Raw genomic sequence first — 17801 nt, forward strand, 5'->3', positions numbered from 1 at the left:
TTGTTATTTTACTGATTTTATTGGTTATTTTTTGTTGGAATCATAGTTGCTTGAATATTAGTAAGTTTAAGAAATATGAGAAACAAATTTTTAACCAGGAAAAGGAACCTTGAAATGGCTACATCAAATCAAAACACCACAAATGGTAAAGCAAAGCAAAATTCAACTCAGGCGCACCCAGTTGCCGATAAGCTCAACGAATCACTTCATGAATCAGTTGATACCATCACTGAAAAAGTTGGCACAGCTGAAGAAACATTGCGTGAAACTGCGCATTCAAGCTCTGAAAGTTTGGCGCAAAAGCAGCAAGAAATGAAAGCTAAGTGGGAAAAGTCAGCCGTTAAAAAATACGCAGTAGAAAATCCAGTAGCAACAGCAGGTATTGCATTTTCACTCGGTATGTTGGTGTCTGCAATTATTAAACGTAAATAATATAGGTTCGAGACGATGGACAATATAGGTCCCGAGCAGGGCGGTTTTAACAATCAAAGCGAGCCAAATCAGCAGCCTGAAAACGAGGCGAAGCTGGCGCAAACATTCGAAAGCGTAACAGCATTGCTTGAAAGTAAAGTTGCCAAGCTCATTACGTCAAAAAATCTAGTAGCGGCTGAGGCTAAAGTTAGCCTCAGCGCTGCGTTACTCTCATTCGCGATTTGTTTAACACTGGTCGTGATTGTCAGTGTAATTTGGCTCTTGCTTAACGCAGTGGTTGGGCTAACTATGTATAAAATGTATCCCAGTTTAGCCTTGGTAATTGGAAGTTTGTTACTTCTTAACAGTGCATTAGCTGTATGGCTATTTATTCAGCTTAAGCGTATATGGCATCGCGTGGGGTTTAAAGCGAGTGCGTCTTTACTTTTAAACGGAGACTAACATGGAGTTTTTACTTAAAGATGACCTACACCAACTTGAAAATGCCAAAGCTGAATACCTCGCGGTAAAGGCGTTTGATGACTACAATACACAAGTTGCAAAAACGAATGTGAAATCGATTTTATCGTCAAAAGAAGGGCTTATGGCATCTTTTGGGGCGGGCTTTGTAAAAGGATTAATGGATAATCCTGATAACCAAAAATGCGGTTCATCCCATTCCGAGTTAATTAAAATTATCAGCTTATTAATAAAGTAACGCGCTATTGTTATTTAGCGTTTTGTTTTGGCTTGAGTACTTCAGAAAAATGAAAGATTAAAAACCCAATAAACGACAACACAATACTAATTTCATAGCGACTGTATGCTACTGATACACCAATTGCACCCGTATTCCAAAGCCCGGCTGCGGTAGCTGTGCCTTTTACGCTGTCTTTATCTCTGAAAATAGCACCGCCACCGATAAATCCCATACCTGTGATAATGCCATACATTACCCTTGCTTCGGCGTCAGAACCTTCAAACACATTAATACCAACCAGCATAAAAGCGCACGAGGCAATGGTTACGAGTGGAAATGTTCGAAGACCAGCGCCGTTTTCTCTTGATTCACGGTTTAATGCAATCGGTAACGACAGCAAAAATGCGATACCAAGTTGTTTAAAGTGAAACATTATTAAGGTGAAATCTAAATCTATCTCGAACATCCGTTTCTCATCTTTAACATGGGTTTAATACACAGTGTGCGCAGGCAAACTGATCGTAACGTTATAAAACAGTGTATTGGATAAGGTCTGTAATAAAACCAAACACTTATATAAATAGCAGCGTGTCGATTAGGGCCACTCACCTAAAACAGTGTAACGTAATTTATTATCCAAAGTCGATTGGCAACGACGTGATGGGTTTAACCAGGTGAGTTATTACTGTTACCCTAAAGTAGCCTAGACTGTAAAGTTCAACACGCTCTAGTATTAGGCTAGCCACGTAACAATAATGGCTGTTAATTGAAGTGTTCATAATTAAGGATAGTGTATGAGTAATTCTGTATTGGTAAGTGCAATAGAGCGCTTGCAACGAATTGGAGAGCAAGCAAATACCTCCAAGCAAGTGATTGAAGCACTGAGTCATCCACATGCCACATTAGCGTGTAATTTACCCGTACGTTTAGACAGTGGTCGTTTAGCTTATTTTAAAGGCTATCGTTGCCGTTATAACGATATCTTAGGGCCATGCAAAGGCGGTATTCGCTTTCATCAAGCGGTGAATCAAGACGAAGTAGAAGCCCTCGCGTTTTGGATGACACTAAAATGCGCAGTGGTGGGATTACCACTTGGTGGTGGTAAGGGCGGTGTTACGGTGAACCCGAAAACGTTATCGCCAATGGAGCTTGAACGATTATCGCGTGCGTATGTGCGCGCGATGGCCGATTTTATTGGCCCCGATACCGATATTCCAGCACCCGATGTTTATACCAACGCGCGTATTATGGGTTGGATGATGGATGAATACGAAAAAATAACGCGCAGTAAAGCCCCTGCGGTGATCACCGGAAAACCGATATCATTAGGCGGTAGTTTAGGGCGCGAAAGTGCAACAGGTCGCGGGGCATTTATTTGTACGCAAATGTTGGTTAAAAAACTGGGCTTAAACCCACAAGAGCTCACTGTGGCGATACAAGGTTTTGGTAACGGTGGTTACCACTGCGCTAAATTGCTGCAGCAAGCAGGCTTTAATATCGTTGCTATAAGCGATTCGCAAGGGGGGATTTATCGAGAACAAGGACTGGATGTCGATAGTATTTTCCAAGAAAAGCAGCGCAGCAAAAAACTCTCTGCGGTGTACTGCGAACAATCGGTTTGCGAAGTGCAAGAGTTTAAACACATTAGCAATCAAGAATTGCTTACTTTAGATGTTGATATTTTGATCCCTGCAGCGCTCGATAGTGTGATCACCCGTGATAATGCCAATGATGTGCGCGCTAAGTACATTGTTGAAATTGCTAATGGTCCCGTTGAAAGCGAGGCAGATAGTGTTTTGCAGCAAAATAACGTAACAGTGGTGCCGGATATTTTGGCAAATGCTGGTGGTGTTATCGTAAGTTATTTTGAATGGCTGCAAAACAGACAAGGCGAGCAATGGTCACTCGATAAAGTGGAAGAAAAGCTGCATCAAAAGCTTGAAAAAGCGTTTGAAAACGCTTGGCAAATTTATCAAGAAAAAGACATCACACTACGCGACAGTGTATATAACGTAGCGTTGCGTGCTTTAACCGAAGCCATTGAAGCGCACGGCACCACCGATTACTTTAATGCACAATCGAAACGTTAATAATCTTTTTAGCTATTGAACTAAGCGCGATTCACAATCGCGCTTTGTACACTTAAGTACGTATCACTTTTTGGTCTTGTTTCGTTTTCTTACAAATTGGCGATATACAAACAGCTTTTGTATTAATAAACTAAGCGCATAATTTATAAAATAAAAATAATATCTATATGCAGCTTTTCCCTCGCTTAAACGCCTTTTCTTTTTTCTTTGTGCACTCCTTTCAAGTTTTGTAAATGCTGCTGAGGTTGTCGAGAAGTTACCCGAGCAATTTGAGCCAAGCGATAAATTTGTTTTCTACTCCCATGGTTATATTGTTGAAGGAGACAACCCAACGCCCGTTGAAGTGAAAAATGGTTGGGGTTTGTATGATTTTCCAAAGGTAAAGCAAGCGCTTGCTGATGATCGCTACACGTTAGTTGCGGTTCATCGTAAAAAGAACACAGATCCATTTGACTATGCAAAAGCGCAAAGCGCGACAATCCGAAACATGATTAAAAATGGGGTGCCCGCCAACAACATTACCTTGATTGGTTTTTCACGTGGCGCGTTTATTACGGGATTAATGTCAAACCACCTAGCTGATTTTGGCGTAAATACTGTATTACTAGCAGGTTGCGGCCGTTTAATTTCAAGCAAGCATGATGATATAAAAGTGTATGGGCATGTTTTATCAGTTTATGAAAAAACGGATAAATCAAATACCTGCAAAAAGTTAAAAGACAAAAGTGGGCAGGTACAATCATTTAAAGAAGTAGCGATAAACACCGGTTTATCGCATGGCGCGTTTTACCGTCCATTGCCACAGTGGGTTCTGCCGGTAAAAACGTGGATGAAAGAGAAAATGGATATTCGCTAAATTGCGCTGAGTGCAGCAATTAGCTGGTGGTTTCTTCGCTTAAATCGCGAGGTGTAAAGTTTGCTTTAAAACTAAATGCATAAGGTGTATCACCGTGCTCACGAAGATGGTTTAGTCGTGATATCGCTTCACTTAGCGATGGAATATGGCCATCTTCTACCCACCAAAGCACGTAATTATCTTCATTTAGCTTTTCAAACCACTCGTTTTTCCTGCGCATGAAGTCACGATGGTTGGTTCTAAACATAAAGTTTTTCAGGCTATCGACATTTTGCCAAACCGACATATTGACCAGCATATTAGGGTTTTCAAAAGCTTGAATACTGGTTGCATCGCCAGAATCATCTTTAAGGCGCCATACAAAACCATCGGTTTTTTCAGCGAGTGAATTTACTTTATCTAGGGTCTGTTGACCTTTCAAGTTCGTTTTTGCAGCAGTTTGATTGGGTTTTATACAAGGCAGAGGCTGCGTGGCATAGTTATTCTATGTGAGTCAGCCGATAACACAGTAGAAAACCCAATCAAGCGTTGCCTAACGGTTCTTTTGAGCGCCCTTTTCTCATTGTTACTCGATATTCGCTTAGATTGCTAGGCCACACATCGAGCGCCGCGATAAAAGCACGCTCAAGCAGAACAAAAATAGAACAGCAAAGATCAACAGACCCTTGGTTATCAACAAAGTCTTTTATTTCAGGGGCATCAAGTGCGTATTTTGCAAGCGCGATATTAAGTTGAGCTAATTGCATCGTTATCCTTAGTTCGTCGTAACGGTATAAAAATTAGTTTTTAACACGCCACGGCGGGTTTAAACGGTTTTCTCCTGCCCAATAAAGCTTGATTTTATTGCCTGAAGGGTCAAATAACACGGCTTCTCGCCACAGGTATCGTTCATCAGTTGGTAGCTGGGAAAATATAACGCCTTTTACTTGTAATTCGGCAACCCAGTTATCGAGTTGTGCATGTTCAAAATAAATCGTGGCACCATTAACGGCATTTTCTTCAAGTGACAGCGAAAATGTTGAATCGCCCTCTGGGCAGGCAAAACGCGCATAATGCGGTGTGTCGACAATAAGTTCAAAACCGAGCGTTTGGTAAAACCTAACGGCATCACTCATTTGCGTTACCGGTAATGTTACTTGGTTTAAGTTCATTTAAATCCTTAAAACTAAACTGTAGGCATGCGTTTTAAACGCATGCCTATACGTTATTTATTTGTTCTCATTAACTAAAATAACTTTACGGTGAGGGAATGGAATTTCAATATTGGCATCATCAAGCGCTTTTTTAATTTGCTCGGGTACCGAATACAAAATATCGAAATAATGTTCACCCAAACAAAACGGACGTACTAAGAAATCGACCGAACTATTGTTGAGGGTTTCAACTTCAACAAAAGGTTTAGGGTCATTCAAAATATGTGGGTGCGTGTCTAATACCTTATTAATAACTGTGCGAGCTGCGTCGATGTTCTCGTCATAGGCGATGCCAAAACGCATATCAACACCACGTATCTCATGGTGAGAGTGATTGACAATTTTATTGCCCCAAATATCGCTATTAGGAATGATAATACGCTGGTTATCAAAGGTTTGTAAAATGGTGGTGAACATGTCTATTTCAGCCACTTTGCCGAATTGGTCGCCCGTTTCAATAAAATCATCCACTTTATACGGTCTAAATATAAGCAGCATTACACCCGCAGCAAGGTTCGATAACGTGCCCTGAAGTGCTAAACCAACCGCAAGGCCAGCGGCACCTAGCAGTGCAATTATAGAGGCTGTTTGCACACCAAAACGGTTTAACACAGCAATACCGACAAATGCCAAAATGGTGTATTTAGCTACACTGCCAAAAAACTTAAACAAGGTATCGTCTAGTTGTGCATGACGATTAGAGATTTTGATGATGGCTTTATTTACTTTGCCGGCAAGCCAAATACCAATAATTAAAATGGCGAAGGCAAGTAATAGGTTAGTTGCCCAATCAAGTGCTGTTGGCAGATATTGATTGAGATCGAGTTGAGCGATAAATTCTTCCATGTTTTGTTAACCTGACGTTAAAAACTATACACTAGGCTATCTTAAACTGCGCTTCAAGCGTCATAGCGATAATTTATACACATAGAAAGTTTATTAAACATTAACTTGCGGTTTGCAGTGTTACATCACATAGTTTGTAAAGTAGTTTTATTCTATGTTGCGTGTTTAAAGGAAGAGGTATGTCCTATTTGAAATTAGCAATACGCTTTCGTTTAGAGCCTGGGTGTTTAGGGCCAACGGGTACTGATTACATTGAAGATTTTTGCCGATTGATAAATCGGGTTGATTTTACCTTTCCGTTTGTCACCCTTGATGTGATCCCTCGCTATGATAAAACCTTGCCTGAATGGGAGTTTTTACTGAACGGTAAGTTAATTTCAGAAGAGCAAGCCGAACGTGTGTTAAGCGTAAATGACTTTACTGTCGACAGCATGGAAGAGCAGGTAGAGCAATTCCTGACCTTAAAAGTAGAGCAGTTTATGTTGTCGCTTAAAAATAAGCGTTAACACATTTCGCCGTTAAGAATCACTCGCATTTAGTTAGTCGCTTCCGTATACTGCATTTTTATTTAAGAGCCTAGGAACGTTATGAATATCTGGGTCGATGCAGATGCATGCCCTGTTGCAATTAAAGAGATTTTATTTCGTGCAGCAGAGCGTACACAGATCAACACAACCTTTATTGCTAATCACAGTTTCCGCATTCCACCGTCTCGTTTTATCAAGCGATTACAGGTCGAAAAAGGATTTGATGTTGCCGATAACGAAATTGCTAAACGTGTAGTCGCGGGCGATTTAGTGATTACGCAAGATATTCCACTCGCCGATGAAGTGATCACTAAAGAAGCGATTGCACTCACCCCGCGCGGCGAGTTATTAACAGCCAGTAACATTAAAGCGCGTTTAAATATGCGTGACTTTTTTGATACTTTGCGTGCCAGTGGCGTTGAAACAGGTGGCCCGAGCGCGTTATCAAACACTGATAAAAAAGCCTTTGCTGATGAGCTCGATAAAGCGCTTGCAAGGCTCGGTTAGCCTTATTAATTAAAGGGAAAGTTGCGCAGTTATGCACGATCTTACGAAAGGAAGCATTCCAAAACACATTATTTCAATGGCAGTGCCAATCGCCATTGGTCTGCTTATTCAAACGCTGTATTTCTTAGTTGATTTGTATTTTGTTGGTCAACTAGGTAGTGCCGCGATTGCCGCTGTGAGTAATGCATCAAGTGTGTTTTTCTTTGTTATGGCATTAACGCAAGTACTCAATATTGGTTGTGCAACGCTAGTATCGCATGCGGTTGGGCGCAAAAAGCAGCGCCAAGCCAGTCACGTATTTAATCAAACGTTAGCGCTTGCCAATTGGGCAACCCTGTTTTGCGCAGCGATAGGCTATGCATTTGGTCACGTATTTTTTGCGTTTATGACCGCCGATATTGCTACACAAGCATTAGCCGAGAGTTACTTTTATTGGTTTTTACCGTCGTTACTGCTGCAATTTGTGTTTACCGCATTAAGTGCTGCGCTGCGCGGTACTGGTATTGTAAAACCGGTTATGTCGATTTCGGTGATTGGTATTATCGCTAACATTATTCTATCGCCTATTCTGATAACGGGGTGGGGTCTTGGCATAGAGCTCGGTGTCGTTGGTGCGGGTCTGGCGAGCAGTATTTCAATGTTGCTATCGTTTGTGCTTTTGGTGCGTTATTTCAATAAACAAGAGCAATATCTTCAAGTGCGCTGGTTATCGTTTGCGTTAAAAACGAAAACGATACGCAAAGTACTTAATATTGGTTTACCGTCGGGCGGTGAATTTTTACTGACCTTCTTGTATATGTCGTTGATTTATTGGGCGCTTAGTCGTGTATCTGCTGAAGCACAAGCCGGCTTTGGTTTAGGTGGGCGTATTATGCAATCGCTATTTTTACCGGTTATGGCCATTGCCTTTGCTGCGCCTGCCATCGCTGGACAAAACTTCGCAGCGCGAAAAATCTCACGCGTATACGAAACCTTTCACATCACCGCGTTTTTAACGTGCTCATTAATGGGCATGTTAATGGTATTGTGTTTATGGGTACCTGAGCTATTTGTCACCGGTTTTAGTGACAATGCCAACGTGGTGTTAGTTGCAGCAACGTTCTTGAGTTTTGTTGGCCTTAATTTTGTTCCTGCTGGCTATGTATTTGCCATTTCAGGCATGTTTCAAGCGCTTGGAAATACGTGGCCCGCGTTACTGAGCACCTTTGTGCGCTTGTCACTGTTTGCGGTTTCAGTTATTTATTTAGTCAACCAAGAAGACTTTTACATTGAACAAATTTGGTATTGTTCAATTGTTACTGTGTTTATTCAAGCTTTGGTCAGCCACCTGTTAATTCGTCGTGAATTTAATAAAAAGCTGGTTAAAGCGCCAAGTAACACGCCAGAGCAAACTTGCGCCGTGGCAAAATAAATCAGTGGTATAGCTGAAAGAGTATGCTAACTGTTGTGCTCAGTGAGTAATTCTTTAATCGTTAACGCATCAACGGGCTTGGCAAACCAATAGCCTTGAATTAGCGAGCAATCCGATGCGGTTAACCAGTGCATCTGCGCATTGAGCTCAACGCCTTCGGCAATTACTTCAAGCTTTAAGCTCTTACTCATTGCAATAATGGCTTTGGTAAGGGCTTGGCTTTCGGCGTTATGTTCAATGTCTTTAATAAAGCTTCTATCAATTTTGAGTTTATGCACCGGGAATTTCTTTAAGTAGCTGAGCGATGAATAGCCGGTGCCAAAATCATCAATGGCTATTTTTACGCCTAAATTAGCTAACATAGTGAGCTGGGCAATGGTTTTTTTATCGTTTTCAATGAGTAAGCTTTCGGTAATCTCTAATATCAGCTTGTTGCTTGGCAAGCCACTGACTTCAATTGTATTTTTAATAGTGGCAATAAAATCATCACGTTGGAATTGAATAGTAGAAATGTTAACGCTAATACCGGGCGCATTTTCATATTCATCTTGCCACTTTGCTGCGGTAATACAGGCATGTTCTAAAACAAACTCACCAATATTGGCGATTACACCAATTTCTTCAGCAAGTTCAATAAATTGGTCAGGTGAAACAAGGCCCTTGGTAGGGTGATGCCAGCGTACTAATGCTTCACACGCATAAATAACATTATGTTTAGCATCAAAAATGGGTTGGTAATCAATGAAAAACTGTTGGTTATCGATGGCGGTTCGCAGTTCGCTCTCAAGGGTGCGCCTTTTTTGCGCTTTTTCGTCCATTTCGGCAGTAAAAAATTGAAAATTATTTTTACCTTTTGCTTTCGCTTTATACATGGCGCTATCGGCTTTTCGCATCAGTGTTTCTACGTCTTGACCGTCGTTTGGATAAGTTGTTATACCGATGCTAGCAGAGACAAACCCTTGTGCGTTATCCAGTTGATACGGGGTGGCGATTGCCGCCTGAATTTTATGGGCGACTCGGTCAACTTTAAACTGATTGTTATCGCTTGCGATAAGTACCGCAAATTCATCACCACCCAAGCGAGAAATAGTATCTGATTTACGTAAGGTTTCGCTCAGGCGCGTTGCTGTTTGCTGTAAAAGGGTATCGCCTTGTGAATGACCAAGGGTATCGTTAACGTGTTTAAAACCATCTAAGTCGATAAACAATAGCGCCAGAAATGAGTTCTCGCGCTGTGCTTTATTAAGAGCTTGCTCAAAACGATCTGAGAATAAGTTGCGGTTTGCAAGCCCAGTAAGTGAGTCAAAGTTAGCTTGCTGGTAAATTTTATTTTCTGCCTTTTTACGTTTTGTGATGTCGCTAAACAGTGCTACAAACGCATCAATCTCGCCGTTATTATCACGAAGGGCGGTGATTGAAAGCCATTCATAATAAAGCTCACCGTTTTTACGGCGATTGCAAATTTCACCTTGCCATTGGTTATTTTCATCAAGTTGGTGCTGCATATTGGCGTAAAAAGGTTCTGTTTGCAGGTTTGAGCTCAATATATCTGGCGTTTTATTTAATACTTCGTCACTGCTGTAGCCGGTTATTTCAGTAAAGGCTTCATTGACTGCTTGAATTTTTGCGTTTTTGTCGCAAATCATTACGGCTTCATTGGCGGTACGAAATACTGTTGATGTAAGCCTAAGCTGTTTCTCAGCCTGCTTTTGTTTTGAAATATCATTGAGAATAAGTACATAACCGTCTTTCTTTTGCTGGTTATTTATCAGCGGATAAAGATGCACATGGAGCCAATGTTGTTCTTGCCCTAAATTAATGCGGTCAACCCAAGGGGTATTGGTGCTAATTGCGTTATCAAATTCGTCGCTGCGCTGCGTTAAATTACGTAATTCATCAAATAAGCTTTGTTTACTTGATGATAATTTTGCAAAAAACGCACTTTCAGAATGTTTATTTTGATAATCAATATAGCCCTGTAAATCGGTTGTGATAATTGCAGAGGGGCTTTGCTCCACTATTTGGCTGAGTTTGGTACTGTATTTTTGCGCTTTTCGGGTGATGCGTAGCAAATAGGTTAAAAACAGTGCAAGCGCAATTAACACCACTAAGCCGGCAATGTATATAACATGTATTTTATTGTTTTTGGTTTTAATAATCGCAACTTGGCTATCAACCATTTGTTCTAGATTTTTTTGATATTGCCAAATTTCGCTTTGATATTGCCGTTGTGTGGAAATATCTTTAATGACCGAATAGAGCAGTGTTGCGCCATGAAACTCGATGGGGATGGAATAAACTTCAACGGTTTTAATATCACCCGCTGCTGTTTGATGGCGAAAGATGAAATAGTTGCGCTTTTGTCGATGGGCGTTTTCACGCTCTTCTGCGACTTGCTCTGCGGTAAATAAGTTAATTTCTTGAATGGTTTTACTTTGCAGTGCTTGCGAGCTGTAGCCATAAAAATCCGCCGCGGCTTGATTGGCTTTTATAATTTTTCCTGATTTTGGCTCAATCAACAGCATCACAGCGGTGTGATCATCAAAAATCTGCTCAAATTCGGTATTGGCAAATAAGAAAAGCGGAAAAAATAACAAAAAAGCAAATACTACGGGCATAATTAGTTAAATTTGGCTAACGACGGTACATTATTCAACTATAGTCGTAATTATTGCAATAAGTTGATGTAATTAATCGTTAACAAAAGGGTGTACGATCACGTTTATCGCAAGTTTATTGCGCTACACATGATGTAACAGCACAAATATCAAGCAGATGTAGCGCCTTTGCTGATTGTGATAATAAGATATTTATCAACAGGTAAGTTGCGTGTGACTAGCGCGAAGGGAATTCGATGAGACATATTTTACTACTTTGCTGTGTTTTGAGCTTAATTGGCTGTCAGCATTTTCGCCAAGCTAAACAACAATCTCAATTACTCGACAGTGTTGCTGAAATAAATGGCCGAGTTGATTATCAATCTAATTCAGATGGTGGCGAACTCGTAGTTGCTGTATTAAGCCGTAACGACAACACCTTCTCGATAGAAAATCAGAAACTACTTGATAGCAATGGGCAGTTTAAATTCTACTTAAAACCAGGCACTTATTACGTTGCTGTATACCAAGACAGTAATCACAATTTGACCTACGACGACAATGAAGTAGGCGTTGCTTATGTTGACTCGGTTGGCATGTTACAAGCAATTACGCTTACCGATAAAGCCAAGTACAAAGCTAAACCAATTCACTTCGCAAAGCCCGTTAAAAAGGGGTATGCGGTTCAATACAGTGATAATTACAATATTAATAATATCGGCAAGTTAGCGAATTTAGAGCACGCTATGTTCGATGCTCATAATGTTGATATGGGATTTTGGCGACCGCTTGATTTTCTTGCACAAGTGGAATCCGGTTTATTTATGTTGTCTCCGTATAACGCTAAAAAAGAGCCGCTTATTCTAGTGCACGGCATGATGGGCAACCCGCGCGAATTTTCCGCTTTAGTTGCGGCGCTTGAAGATTCTGACTATCAAGTGTGGGTATTGTACTACCCAAGTGGCGTAGGGTTGCATTTGGTTAAAGACTATTTGTTAGAAAGTATTGAGGTTATGCAAAAACGCTATGGTTTTGATGCGGTTTCGGTGTTAGCGCACAGCATGGGTGGGCTGATTACCCGAGGTTACGCACTAAGTCATCAAGGTCATGCACGTAACTATAAAATTAATCATTTCATTACGGTAAACAGTCCGTTATTGGGTATGCAAAGTGCTCGAAAAGGGGTTGAAAGTTCGCCCCTTGTAATTAACTCATGGCGTGATGTTGCAACTAACAGTGACTATGTTAATCAGCTGCATACTCAGACACTGCAGCCAGAAATTAATTACGCTTTGGTATTTTCCTATCAAGACGGTGCAAGTGATGATGGCGTTGTGGCATTATCTAGTCAAATTCCGCCTAATATTCAGCGTGAAGCAAATAAAATGATGGGCTTTAATGCATCGCATGCAGGGGTGTTGAAAGAGCCAAAGTTTATTAATTTTATTATGAGCACGCTGTCAAATTCAGCATCCGCCAACTGAAACATGCTATTAACATGTCGTTAAATACAGTTATTTGAGTTAAAAATAGTCTAAAGTACGCATAAATTTAACATTCTTGCGTTTTAGCATTGCTTCTTTTGCGCAGTTTTTTTATAGTTTCGCCTCATTTTCAAACAACATGGACGCACATCACATGAAAATGGTGCTCTCACATTTTAATTATTGGTGTAAAGCTAAGGACGAAGCACAGCTCGCCAACGCAAAAATTGAAATGTTTGATCCAATGAGCAAAAGCCCACAATTGGATTGGGTTCCAGCAATGCAGCGCCGACGACTTAGCCACTATGCAAAAATGGCGTTGTTTGTTGCAGCAAATAGCGCCGAGAAAAGTGGTGCAGAATCGATGCCCGTTGTATTTGCATCGCAACATGGCGACTTTCACCGTACATCAAGTATTTTAAAAGATTTAGCTCACCAAGAAGTGATCAGCCCAACATCGTTTGGCCTATCTGTTCATAATGCAGTCATTGGGCTTTATTCGATTTTGACGAATAATCAACAGCCAATGAACAGTATCGCGGCTGGCGAGAACACCCTGCTGATGGCATTAATTGAAGCAAGCATTCAGTTAAATAACCCGAATATATCCGAAGTACTCGTTGTGTATTGCGATCAACCACTACCAGACGATTATGCACGATTTGACGATGTGAATAGTTGTGATTTGGCGTGTGCATTTGTCGTATCTAAAGACAATGAACAGGGTATTACGCTGTCGTTAACTCCTAGCGATACGCCTAACAATACACCGTTACAGGCAAAACAGTTTGTGGGATTTTTAGCGACAAACAAAACCAACGACGCGCTTGTACTCGGCAGTCAAAGTGCGTGGCACTTGCATATTGATGAGGTAACGCCTTGTTAACCAAGCTAGGACGCTGCTGGCGCATTGTCGCAACCGGATTTTGTTTTGCGGTGTTTGGCTTAGGTGGATTGTTAGTTCCGCTAATTGTATTGCCTATTCAGTACCTTATTTATCGCGATGAAGAAAAGCGCCGCAAGGCAGCGCGCTATACAGTGCATTTGCTGTTTAAGTTTTTTGTTGGCTTGATGGGCGCATTAGGAATCTTTAAATTCACTATTGCTGATCGTACTCAGTTTGCCAATTTAACAGGCAAGTTAGTACTTGCTAATCACCCGACCTTGATTGATGTTGTGGTACTTATTTCGCTTATTCCCAATGCAGATTGTGTTGTTAAAGCACATTTATTTAGTAACCCATTTATGCGAGGTGTGATAAAATCCACCGGTTATATAAGCAATGAAAGCCCTGAGGGCTTACTAACGGATTGTGCAGCATCACTTGCTGCGGGAAATAACTTGATAGTGTTTCCCGAGGGCACTCGTACGACACCTGGTCAAGCGTTAAAATTTAAACGAGGCGCGGCAAATATCGCACTGCGCTGTCGTGCTGATATCGTTTCGGTGTTAATTCATGTTGCACCGTCAACGTTAACCAAGTCAGAAATGTGGTACGAAGTGGCGCCTACGCAGGCTAAATTTGATCTCGCAATGACGAAACAACAATTGCAATTACCCAGTTTTGAAGCGTCGAAATTGACGCAGCATGCGCGTAGTTTTACCCGCGATATGCAGGCATTTTTTCAAGGAGAATTAGACAGCTATGAGTGATTTAAAAATTAAAATCAAGAAGCTCATTATTGAATCATTAGATTTAGAAGATATTACCGTTGATGATATTAACGACAGCGAACCACTTTTTATTGATGGTTTGGGCCTTGATAGCATTGATGCGCTAGAGCTTGGCTTAGCGATTAAAAAAGAGTTTGATATTAAAATTGACGCAAACTCAGAAGAAACAAAACAGCATTTTGCATCGGTTGATGCGTTAGCAGCGTTTATTGAACAAAACGCATAACAGCGGGTAGGGTATGAAAACACAACAAGAAATCTTCGCAGTATTAACTGATATCTTGGTGGAAGAATTTGAAATAGATCAAGACGATATTTCGCTTGAGGCAAACCTTTATCAAGATTTAGATCTCGACAGTATTGATGCCGTTGATCTGGTAGTGAAATTGCGTGAAATCACAGGGCAAAAGATTGATCCTGAAGCGTTTAAGCAAGTACGCACTGTAGAAGATGTGGTAAACGAAGTAAGCAAGTTGGTTTCAGCGTAAAACACATGATAAAAGCAATACTGAATACAGTATTCATTGTATTATTACTGGCCTACCCAGTGCTTATTTATTTTGGCCTGCAGTATGCGAGTATTTCCAGTATTGCACCTGTTTTACTCATCGCCATTGTTGGTCGCTATGTATTTACACGAGCGGCCAGTAGCACCATGCCATGGCTTTTACCGGCAACGGTATTAGGCAGCGTATGTGTTGCATTGGCGTGGTTACTTGATAACAGCAAGGTTACCTTGTTTTACCCTGTGCTTATATCAGGCACTATGCTTGTCACGTTTGCGTATTCATTGTTCAAAGGACCTACGGTGATAGAAACCTTTGCGTTACTCGATGAAAAGCGTAAAAGCAAAGACAAGCAAAATGTAACATTACCAGAACATGTTATTGCCTATACGCGAAATGTCACCAAAGTGTGGTGCGTATTCTTTAGCATTAATATTGCACTTGCATGGTACACCATATACCTTGGAGATATTGCGCTTTGGACGCTATACAACGGATTGATTGCGTACATTTTAATGGGCGTACTAATGGCAGGTGAGTTACTTGTTCGTCATGTTGTAAAGCAGCGTCACGAGCTTGAGCATTAAATTAGTATGCATACAACCAGCCCTTCGATTTTAGATAGAGATATCTGTGCTAATGCGGTAACGGCACTTGCCAATCAATTACGCTTGTTTAAACAACAAACCGGTGCGCAGTCTTTGGTGTTATACCATGCTGCAAGTGATGTGTTTTTGGTACGTTTGCTCGCGGCCGCACACGCAGGTTTTGATGTTATATTTCCAGCTAACGGGCAGCCAGAAAATATCCAGATCGCCAGTGAAGATGCCGACTATGTGTTGGTCGATGAATTTAGTGGCGACAAACACCTTTCACTTGATTCCCTTACTTTTGCTAAATCGTTACAGCAGCCTGCCGATGCGTTAACGCTACCAGAATCTGGAAAACTTACATTTTATACATCGGGCTCAACAGGTTACGGTAAGCCTGTGGTAAAGTCTTGGCAGCATATTAATGCTGAGCTTACAAATTTGTGCAATACCTTTGAATTTGATTCTGATTGCCAAATCGTTGCGACGGTATCTCATCAGCACATTTATGGACTGCTATTTAAGTTATTTTGGCCGTTACGTGCTAATTACACAGTAAACCTCACATTTGTTGAATTTCCTGAACAATTACGCGCCTTAGTCGCGACACAGCCTTCGGTTATTATTACCAGTCCCGCATTTATTGACCGCCTTATACGCGACAATGTATGTGTTTCAGTTAAACACAATATTGCGGGAGTATTTTCATCAGGCGGACCGCTTAGCGACAACAGTGCAGTGACCTTGTTTCAACAATTGGGCGTTGCGGCGACGCAAATATATGGCAGCACTGAAACGGGCGGCATTGCGTATCGCCAAGTCTCTGAGTTTAAAACTGAACCATGGCAGTGCTTTGACGGTATAACGGTATTAAAGCATCAGCAGCAGCTTGCAGTTAAATCGCCTTATTTTGATGATGCAATGTTTGTCACTCAAGATTGTGGTGAGATTTTAGAAGATGGGCGCTTTAGTTTGTCCGGTCGTTTAGACCGCACCATTAAACTTGAAGAAAAACGCGTTAATTTAGATGCACTTGAGCGTGTATTAAGCGACGATAGTGCGATTACCCAGTGTAAAGTGGTTTTGTTAACGCACGGATTTCGCCAGCAACTTGGATTAGTTGCACAATTGTCGGCTGCTGGGCTTGGCGAATTGAATAAAAACGGTAAACTAGCGGTCAATAAGCGCTTAAAGCAAGTACTTGCTGGGCAGTTTGAGGCGGTGTGCATGCCACGTAAATTTCGTTATGTGGATGAGTTGCCAGTTAACAGCCAAGGTAAGTACGTATTTGCAGAATTGGAGAAGTTATTTGACTAAGTTACAAGAATCATTACCAGAAGTTCGCGCCGTTGAAGAGCAAGACGGTACGGTAAAACTCACTCTTTGGGTTGACGGTAGTTTAGATTATTTTAACGGTCACTTTCCACAAGCACCGATTTTAGCCGGTGTTGTGCAGTTAGATTGGGCAGTAAAATACGCACAGCAATACTTTTCATTAAGTTCTGCGCTGGTTGATTCTGTTGAAGTATTGAAGTTTCAAGTGGTGATTGTTGCAAACTCAGAGGTTGAGCTGACTCTCACCAAGAAAAACGACAACAAATTTACCTTTAGTTTTCACTCAGAACATGGCCAGCATTCATCAGGCCGTGTAGTGGTGCACAGCTAACGTTATGCACGCTTGTATTGTTATTCCAAATTATAATCATGTTGCTGTGATTGAATCGGTTCTAACGGAGCTAAGTGCCCTCGATTTACCGATTATTATGGTTAACGACGGCTCAACAGCGGATGCGAGCGCTGTCATGCGTCAATGTGAGTCTCAGTTTCCGTTATTAACGTTGATTGAGCACAGTGAAAATCAGGGCAAAGGTGGCGCGGTACAAACGGGTTTACTAACAGCCGATAAATTGGGTTATAGCCACGCAATACAAGTTGATGCAGATGGTCAACACGACCTAACCGATATTCAAACCTTAATCTACCTTGGCAAAAAGTATCCCGACAGCGTCATAAGCGGCCAGCCTATTTACGATGAATCTGTGCCGAAAGTGCGTTTATACAGTCGTTACATTACTCATTTTTGGGTGTGGATTGAAACCTTATCGTTGAGTATAAAAGATTCAATGTGTGGCTTTCGCTGTTATCCAGTGAAAGAAACGGCTGCACTGCTGCGTGATAAGCAGCTTGGTAAGCGTATGGATTTTGATATTGAAATCATGGTGCGCCTATTCTGGCGTGGTACGCAAAGTCGGTTTATGCCAACGAAAGTTATCTACCCAGAAGGCGGTAGCTCACACTTTCGTGCATTTGAAGATAACGTGCTAATCAGCTGGATGCACACACGCTTGTTTTTCGGCATGTTACCACGCATTCCATTACTGCTTTGGAGAAAACTGCGTGGCTAAACAT

General features: G+C 41.3%; 23 protein-coding genes. 17 read left to right on the forward strand and 6 right to left on the reverse strand.

Translation table 11 applies throughout. The features are described 5' to 3' along the window. Nucleotides 1-114 precede the first annotated feature (114 nt). Genes AC2IOM_RS20945 through AC2IOM_RS20955 form a run of 3 tightly spaced genes read left to right on the forward strand, consistent with a single transcriptional unit; the run spans nt 115 to nt 1129 of the window. Nucleotides 115-432 (forward strand): DUF883 domain-containing protein, encoded by a 318-nt coding sequence (locus tag AC2IOM_RS20945; RefSeq protein ID WP_105171952.1) that lies wholly within the window; start codon nt 115-117, stop codon nt 430-432. A gap of 15 nt (nt 433-447) precedes the next feature. Beyond that, entirely contained in the window at nt 448-873 is a 426-nt protein-coding gene (locus AC2IOM_RS20950) for a hypothetical protein (protein ID WP_486360054.1), read from the forward strand. A gap of 1 nt (nt 874) precedes the next feature. Further along, nucleotides 875-1129 (forward strand): hypothetical protein, encoded by a 255-nt coding sequence (locus AC2IOM_RS20955; protein ID WP_486360055.1) that lies wholly within the window; start codon nt 875-877, stop codon nt 1127-1129. 10 nt (nt 1130-1139) lie between these two features. Here the strand turns inward: AC2IOM_RS20955 and AC2IOM_RS20960 are convergent, their stop codons facing one another. Further along, nucleotides 1140-1577, reverse strand: a complete 438-nt coding sequence (locus AC2IOM_RS20960) for an MgtC/SapB family protein (RefSeq protein WP_486360056.1) — start codon at nt 1575-1577, stop codon at nt 1140-1142. Nucleotides 1578-1905: 328 nt separating this feature from the next. Between AC2IOM_RS20960 and AC2IOM_RS20965 the strand changes: the two genes are divergently transcribed. Together AC2IOM_RS20965 and AC2IOM_RS20970 are read left to right on the forward strand one after the other, a co-directional pair. After that, a complete protein-coding gene (locus AC2IOM_RS20965) occupies nt 1906-3201 on the forward strand; it encodes a Glu/Leu/Phe/Val family dehydrogenase (protein ID WP_138628445.1) in 1296 nt (431 codons plus the stop codon). 343 nt (nt 3202-3544) lie between these two features. Beyond that, nucleotides 3545-4057: an alpha/beta hydrolase gene (locus AC2IOM_RS20970; RefSeq protein WP_486360057.1), complete on the forward strand. Its 513-nt coding sequence runs from the start codon at nt 3545-3547 to the stop codon at nt 4055-4057. Between the two features lie 19 nt (nt 4058-4076). Here the strand turns inward: AC2IOM_RS20970 and AC2IOM_RS20975 are convergent, their stop codons facing one another. The 4 genes from AC2IOM_RS20975 to AC2IOM_RS20990 all read right to left on the reverse strand — a co-directional run bounded on the left by AC2IOM_RS20975 (nt 4077) and on the right by AC2IOM_RS20990 (nt 6096). After that, nucleotides 4077-4478 (reverse strand): DUF3291 domain-containing protein, encoded by a 402-nt coding sequence (locus AC2IOM_RS20975; RefSeq protein WP_486360058.1) that lies wholly within the window; start codon nt 4476-4478, stop codon nt 4077-4079. Between the two features lie 100 nt (nt 4479-4578). Further along, nucleotides 4579-4803, reverse strand: a complete 225-nt coding sequence (locus tag AC2IOM_RS20980) for a hypothetical protein (RefSeq protein ID WP_486360059.1) — start codon at nt 4801-4803, stop codon at nt 4579-4581. 33 nt (nt 4804-4836) lie between these two features. Further along, nucleotides 4837-5208, reverse strand: coding sequence for a VOC family protein (locus AC2IOM_RS20985; protein ID WP_138628451.1), 372 nt, complete (start codon nt 5206-5208; stop codon nt 4837-4839). Between the two features lie 57 nt (nt 5209-5265). Continuing rightward, nucleotides 5266-6096: a mechanosensitive ion channel family protein gene (locus AC2IOM_RS20990; protein ID WP_138628453.1), complete on the reverse strand. Its 831-nt coding sequence runs from the start codon at nt 6094-6096 to the stop codon at nt 5266-5268. 179 nt (nt 6097-6275) lie between these two features. On the opposite strand from AC2IOM_RS20990, the gene AC2IOM_RS20995 reads away from it, so the two are divergent. From AC2IOM_RS20995 to AC2IOM_RS21005, 3 genes are all read left to right on the forward strand, one after another. Continuing rightward, nucleotides 6276-6602: a hypothetical protein gene (locus tag AC2IOM_RS20995; protein WP_486360060.1), complete on the forward strand. Its 327-nt coding sequence runs from the start codon at nt 6276-6278 to the stop codon at nt 6600-6602. Between the two features lie 81 nt (nt 6603-6683). Beyond that, nucleotides 6684-7130 (forward strand): YaiI/YqxD family protein, encoded by a 447-nt coding sequence (locus AC2IOM_RS21000; protein ID WP_054980777.1) that lies wholly within the window; start codon nt 6684-6686, stop codon nt 7128-7130. 31 nt (nt 7131-7161) lie between these two features. After that, a complete protein-coding gene (locus AC2IOM_RS21005) occupies nt 7162-8541 on the forward strand; it encodes an MATE family efflux transporter (RefSeq protein WP_486360061.1) in 1380 nt (459 codons plus the stop codon). Between the two features lie 26 nt (nt 8542-8567). On the opposite strand, the gene AC2IOM_RS21010 is transcribed toward AC2IOM_RS21005, so the two are convergent. After that, nucleotides 8568-11159, reverse strand: coding sequence for an EAL domain-containing protein (locus AC2IOM_RS21010; RefSeq protein WP_486360062.1), 2592 nt, complete (start codon nt 11157-11159; stop codon nt 8568-8570). A gap of 236 nt (nt 11160-11395) precedes the next feature. On the opposite strand from AC2IOM_RS21010, the gene AC2IOM_RS21015 reads away from it, so the two are divergent. From AC2IOM_RS21015 to AC2IOM_RS21055, 9 genes are all read left to right on the forward strand, one after another. Continuing rightward, nucleotides 11396-12622: an alpha/beta fold hydrolase gene (locus tag AC2IOM_RS21015; RefSeq protein ID WP_486360063.1), complete on the forward strand. Its 1227-nt coding sequence runs from the start codon at nt 11396-11398 to the stop codon at nt 12620-12622. A gap of 154 nt (nt 12623-12776) precedes the next feature. Beyond that, nucleotides 12777-13508, forward strand: coding sequence for a beta-ketoacyl synthase chain length factor (locus AC2IOM_RS21020; RefSeq protein WP_486360064.1), 732 nt, complete (start codon nt 12777-12779; stop codon nt 13506-13508). After that, a complete protein-coding gene (locus AC2IOM_RS21025; protein ID WP_486360065.1) occupies nt 13502-14275 on the forward strand; it encodes a lysophospholipid acyltransferase family protein in 774 nt (257 codons plus the stop codon). Before AC2IOM_RS21020 ends, AC2IOM_RS21025 begins: the two co-directional genes overlap by 7 nt. Continuing rightward, entirely contained in the window at nt 14268-14522 is a 255-nt protein-coding gene (locus AC2IOM_RS21030; protein ID WP_010559422.1) for a phosphopantetheine-binding protein, read from the forward strand. The genes AC2IOM_RS21025 and AC2IOM_RS21030 overlap by 8 nt, the downstream gene beginning before the upstream one ends. 13 nt (nt 14523-14535) lie before the next feature. Further along, entirely contained in the window at nt 14536-14784 is a 249-nt protein-coding gene (locus AC2IOM_RS21035) for an acyl carrier protein (RefSeq protein WP_010559421.1), read from the forward strand. Nucleotides 14785-14789: 5 nt separating this feature from the next. Further along, nucleotides 14790-15389, forward strand: a complete 600-nt coding sequence (locus AC2IOM_RS21040; RefSeq protein ID WP_486360066.1) for a COG4648 family protein — start codon at nt 14790-14792, stop codon at nt 15387-15389. Nucleotides 15390-15395: 6 nt separating this feature from the next. Further along, complete coding sequence (locus tag AC2IOM_RS21045) at nt 15396-16709, forward strand: AMP-binding protein (RefSeq protein ID WP_486360067.1); 1314 nt, start codon at nt 15396-15398, stop codon at nt 16707-16709. Next, nucleotides 16702-17058: an ApeI family dehydratase gene (locus AC2IOM_RS21050; RefSeq protein ID WP_394228509.1), complete on the forward strand. Its 357-nt coding sequence runs from the start codon at nt 16702-16704 to the stop codon at nt 17056-17058. Before AC2IOM_RS21045 ends, AC2IOM_RS21050 begins: the two co-directional genes overlap by 8 nt. 4 nt (nt 17059-17062) lie before the next feature. Beyond that, a complete protein-coding gene (locus tag AC2IOM_RS21055) occupies nt 17063-17797 on the forward strand; it encodes a glycosyltransferase family 2 protein (protein WP_486360068.1) in 735 nt (244 codons plus the stop codon). Nucleotides 17798-17801 lie beyond the last annotated feature (4 nt).

The organism is Pseudoalteromonas sp. NS-SX12, assembly GCF_057367955.1.

Excerpts from the sequence above, each read along its gene's own strand:
- AC2IOM_RS21055 (WP_486360068.1), top strand. The coding sequence starts at position 17,063 with ATGCACGCTTGTATTGTTATTCCAAATTATAATCATGTTGCTGTGATT.
- AC2IOM_RS21035 (WP_010559421.1), top strand. The coding sequence starts at position 14,536 with ATGAAAACACAACAAGAAATCTTCGCAGTATTAACTGATATCTTGGTG.
- AC2IOM_RS20980 (WP_486360059.1), bottom strand. The coding sequence starts at position 4,803 with ATGCAATTAGCTCAACTTAATATCGCGCTTGCAAAATACGCACTTGAT.
- AC2IOM_RS21045 (WP_486360067.1), top strand. The coding sequence starts at position 15,396 with ATGCATACAACCAGCCCTTCGATTTTAGATAGAGATATCTGTGCTAAT.
- AC2IOM_RS21010 (WP_486360062.1), bottom strand. The coding sequence starts at position 11,159 with ATGCCCGTAGTATTTGCTTTTTTGTTATTTTTTCCGCTTTTCTTATTT.
- AC2IOM_RS20955 (WP_486360055.1), top strand. The coding sequence starts at position 875 with ATGGAGTTTTTACTTAAAGATGACCTACACCAACTTGAAAATGCCAAA.
- AC2IOM_RS20965 (WP_138628445.1), top strand. The coding sequence starts at position 1,906 with ATGAGTAATTCTGTATTGGTAAGTGCAATAGAGCGCTTGCAACGAATT.
- AC2IOM_RS20995 (WP_486360060.1), top strand. The coding sequence starts at position 6,276 with ATGTCCTATTTGAAATTAGCAATACGCTTTCGTTTAGAGCCTGGGTGT.
- AC2IOM_RS21020 (WP_486360064.1), top strand. The coding sequence starts at position 12,777 with ATGAAAATGGTGCTCTCACATTTTAATTATTGGTGTAAAGCTAAGGAC.
- AC2IOM_RS20950 (WP_486360054.1), top strand. The coding sequence starts at position 448 with ATGGACAATATAGGTCCCGAGCAGGGCGGTTTTAACAATCAAAGCGAG.
- AC2IOM_RS20990 (WP_138628453.1), bottom strand. The coding sequence starts at position 6,096 with ATGGAAGAATTTATCGCTCAACTCGATCTCAATCAATATCTGCCAACA.
- AC2IOM_RS20960 (WP_486360056.1), bottom strand. The coding sequence starts at position 1,577 with ATGTTCGAGATAGATTTAGATTTCACCTTAATAATGTTTCACTTTAAA.
- AC2IOM_RS20945 (WP_105171952.1), top strand. The coding sequence starts at position 115 with ATGGCTACATCAAATCAAAACACCACAAATGGTAAAGCAAAGCAAAAT.
- AC2IOM_RS21030 (WP_010559422.1), top strand. The coding sequence starts at position 14,268 with ATGAGTGATTTAAAAATTAAAATCAAGAAGCTCATTATTGAATCATTA.
- AC2IOM_RS21015 (WP_486360063.1), top strand. The coding sequence starts at position 11,396 with ATGAGACATATTTTACTACTTTGCTGTGTTTTGAGCTTAATTGGCTGT.
- AC2IOM_RS20985 (WP_138628451.1), bottom strand. The coding sequence starts at position 5,208 with ATGAACTTAAACCAAGTAACATTACCGGTAACGCAAATGAGTGATGCC.
- AC2IOM_RS21040 (WP_486360066.1), top strand. The coding sequence starts at position 14,790 with ATGATAAAAGCAATACTGAATACAGTATTCATTGTATTATTACTGGCC.
- AC2IOM_RS21000 (WP_054980777.1), top strand. The coding sequence starts at position 6,684 with ATGAATATCTGGGTCGATGCAGATGCATGCCCTGTTGCAATTAAAGAG.
- AC2IOM_RS21005 (WP_486360061.1), top strand. The coding sequence starts at position 7,162 with ATGCACGATCTTACGAAAGGAAGCATTCCAAAACACATTATTTCAATG.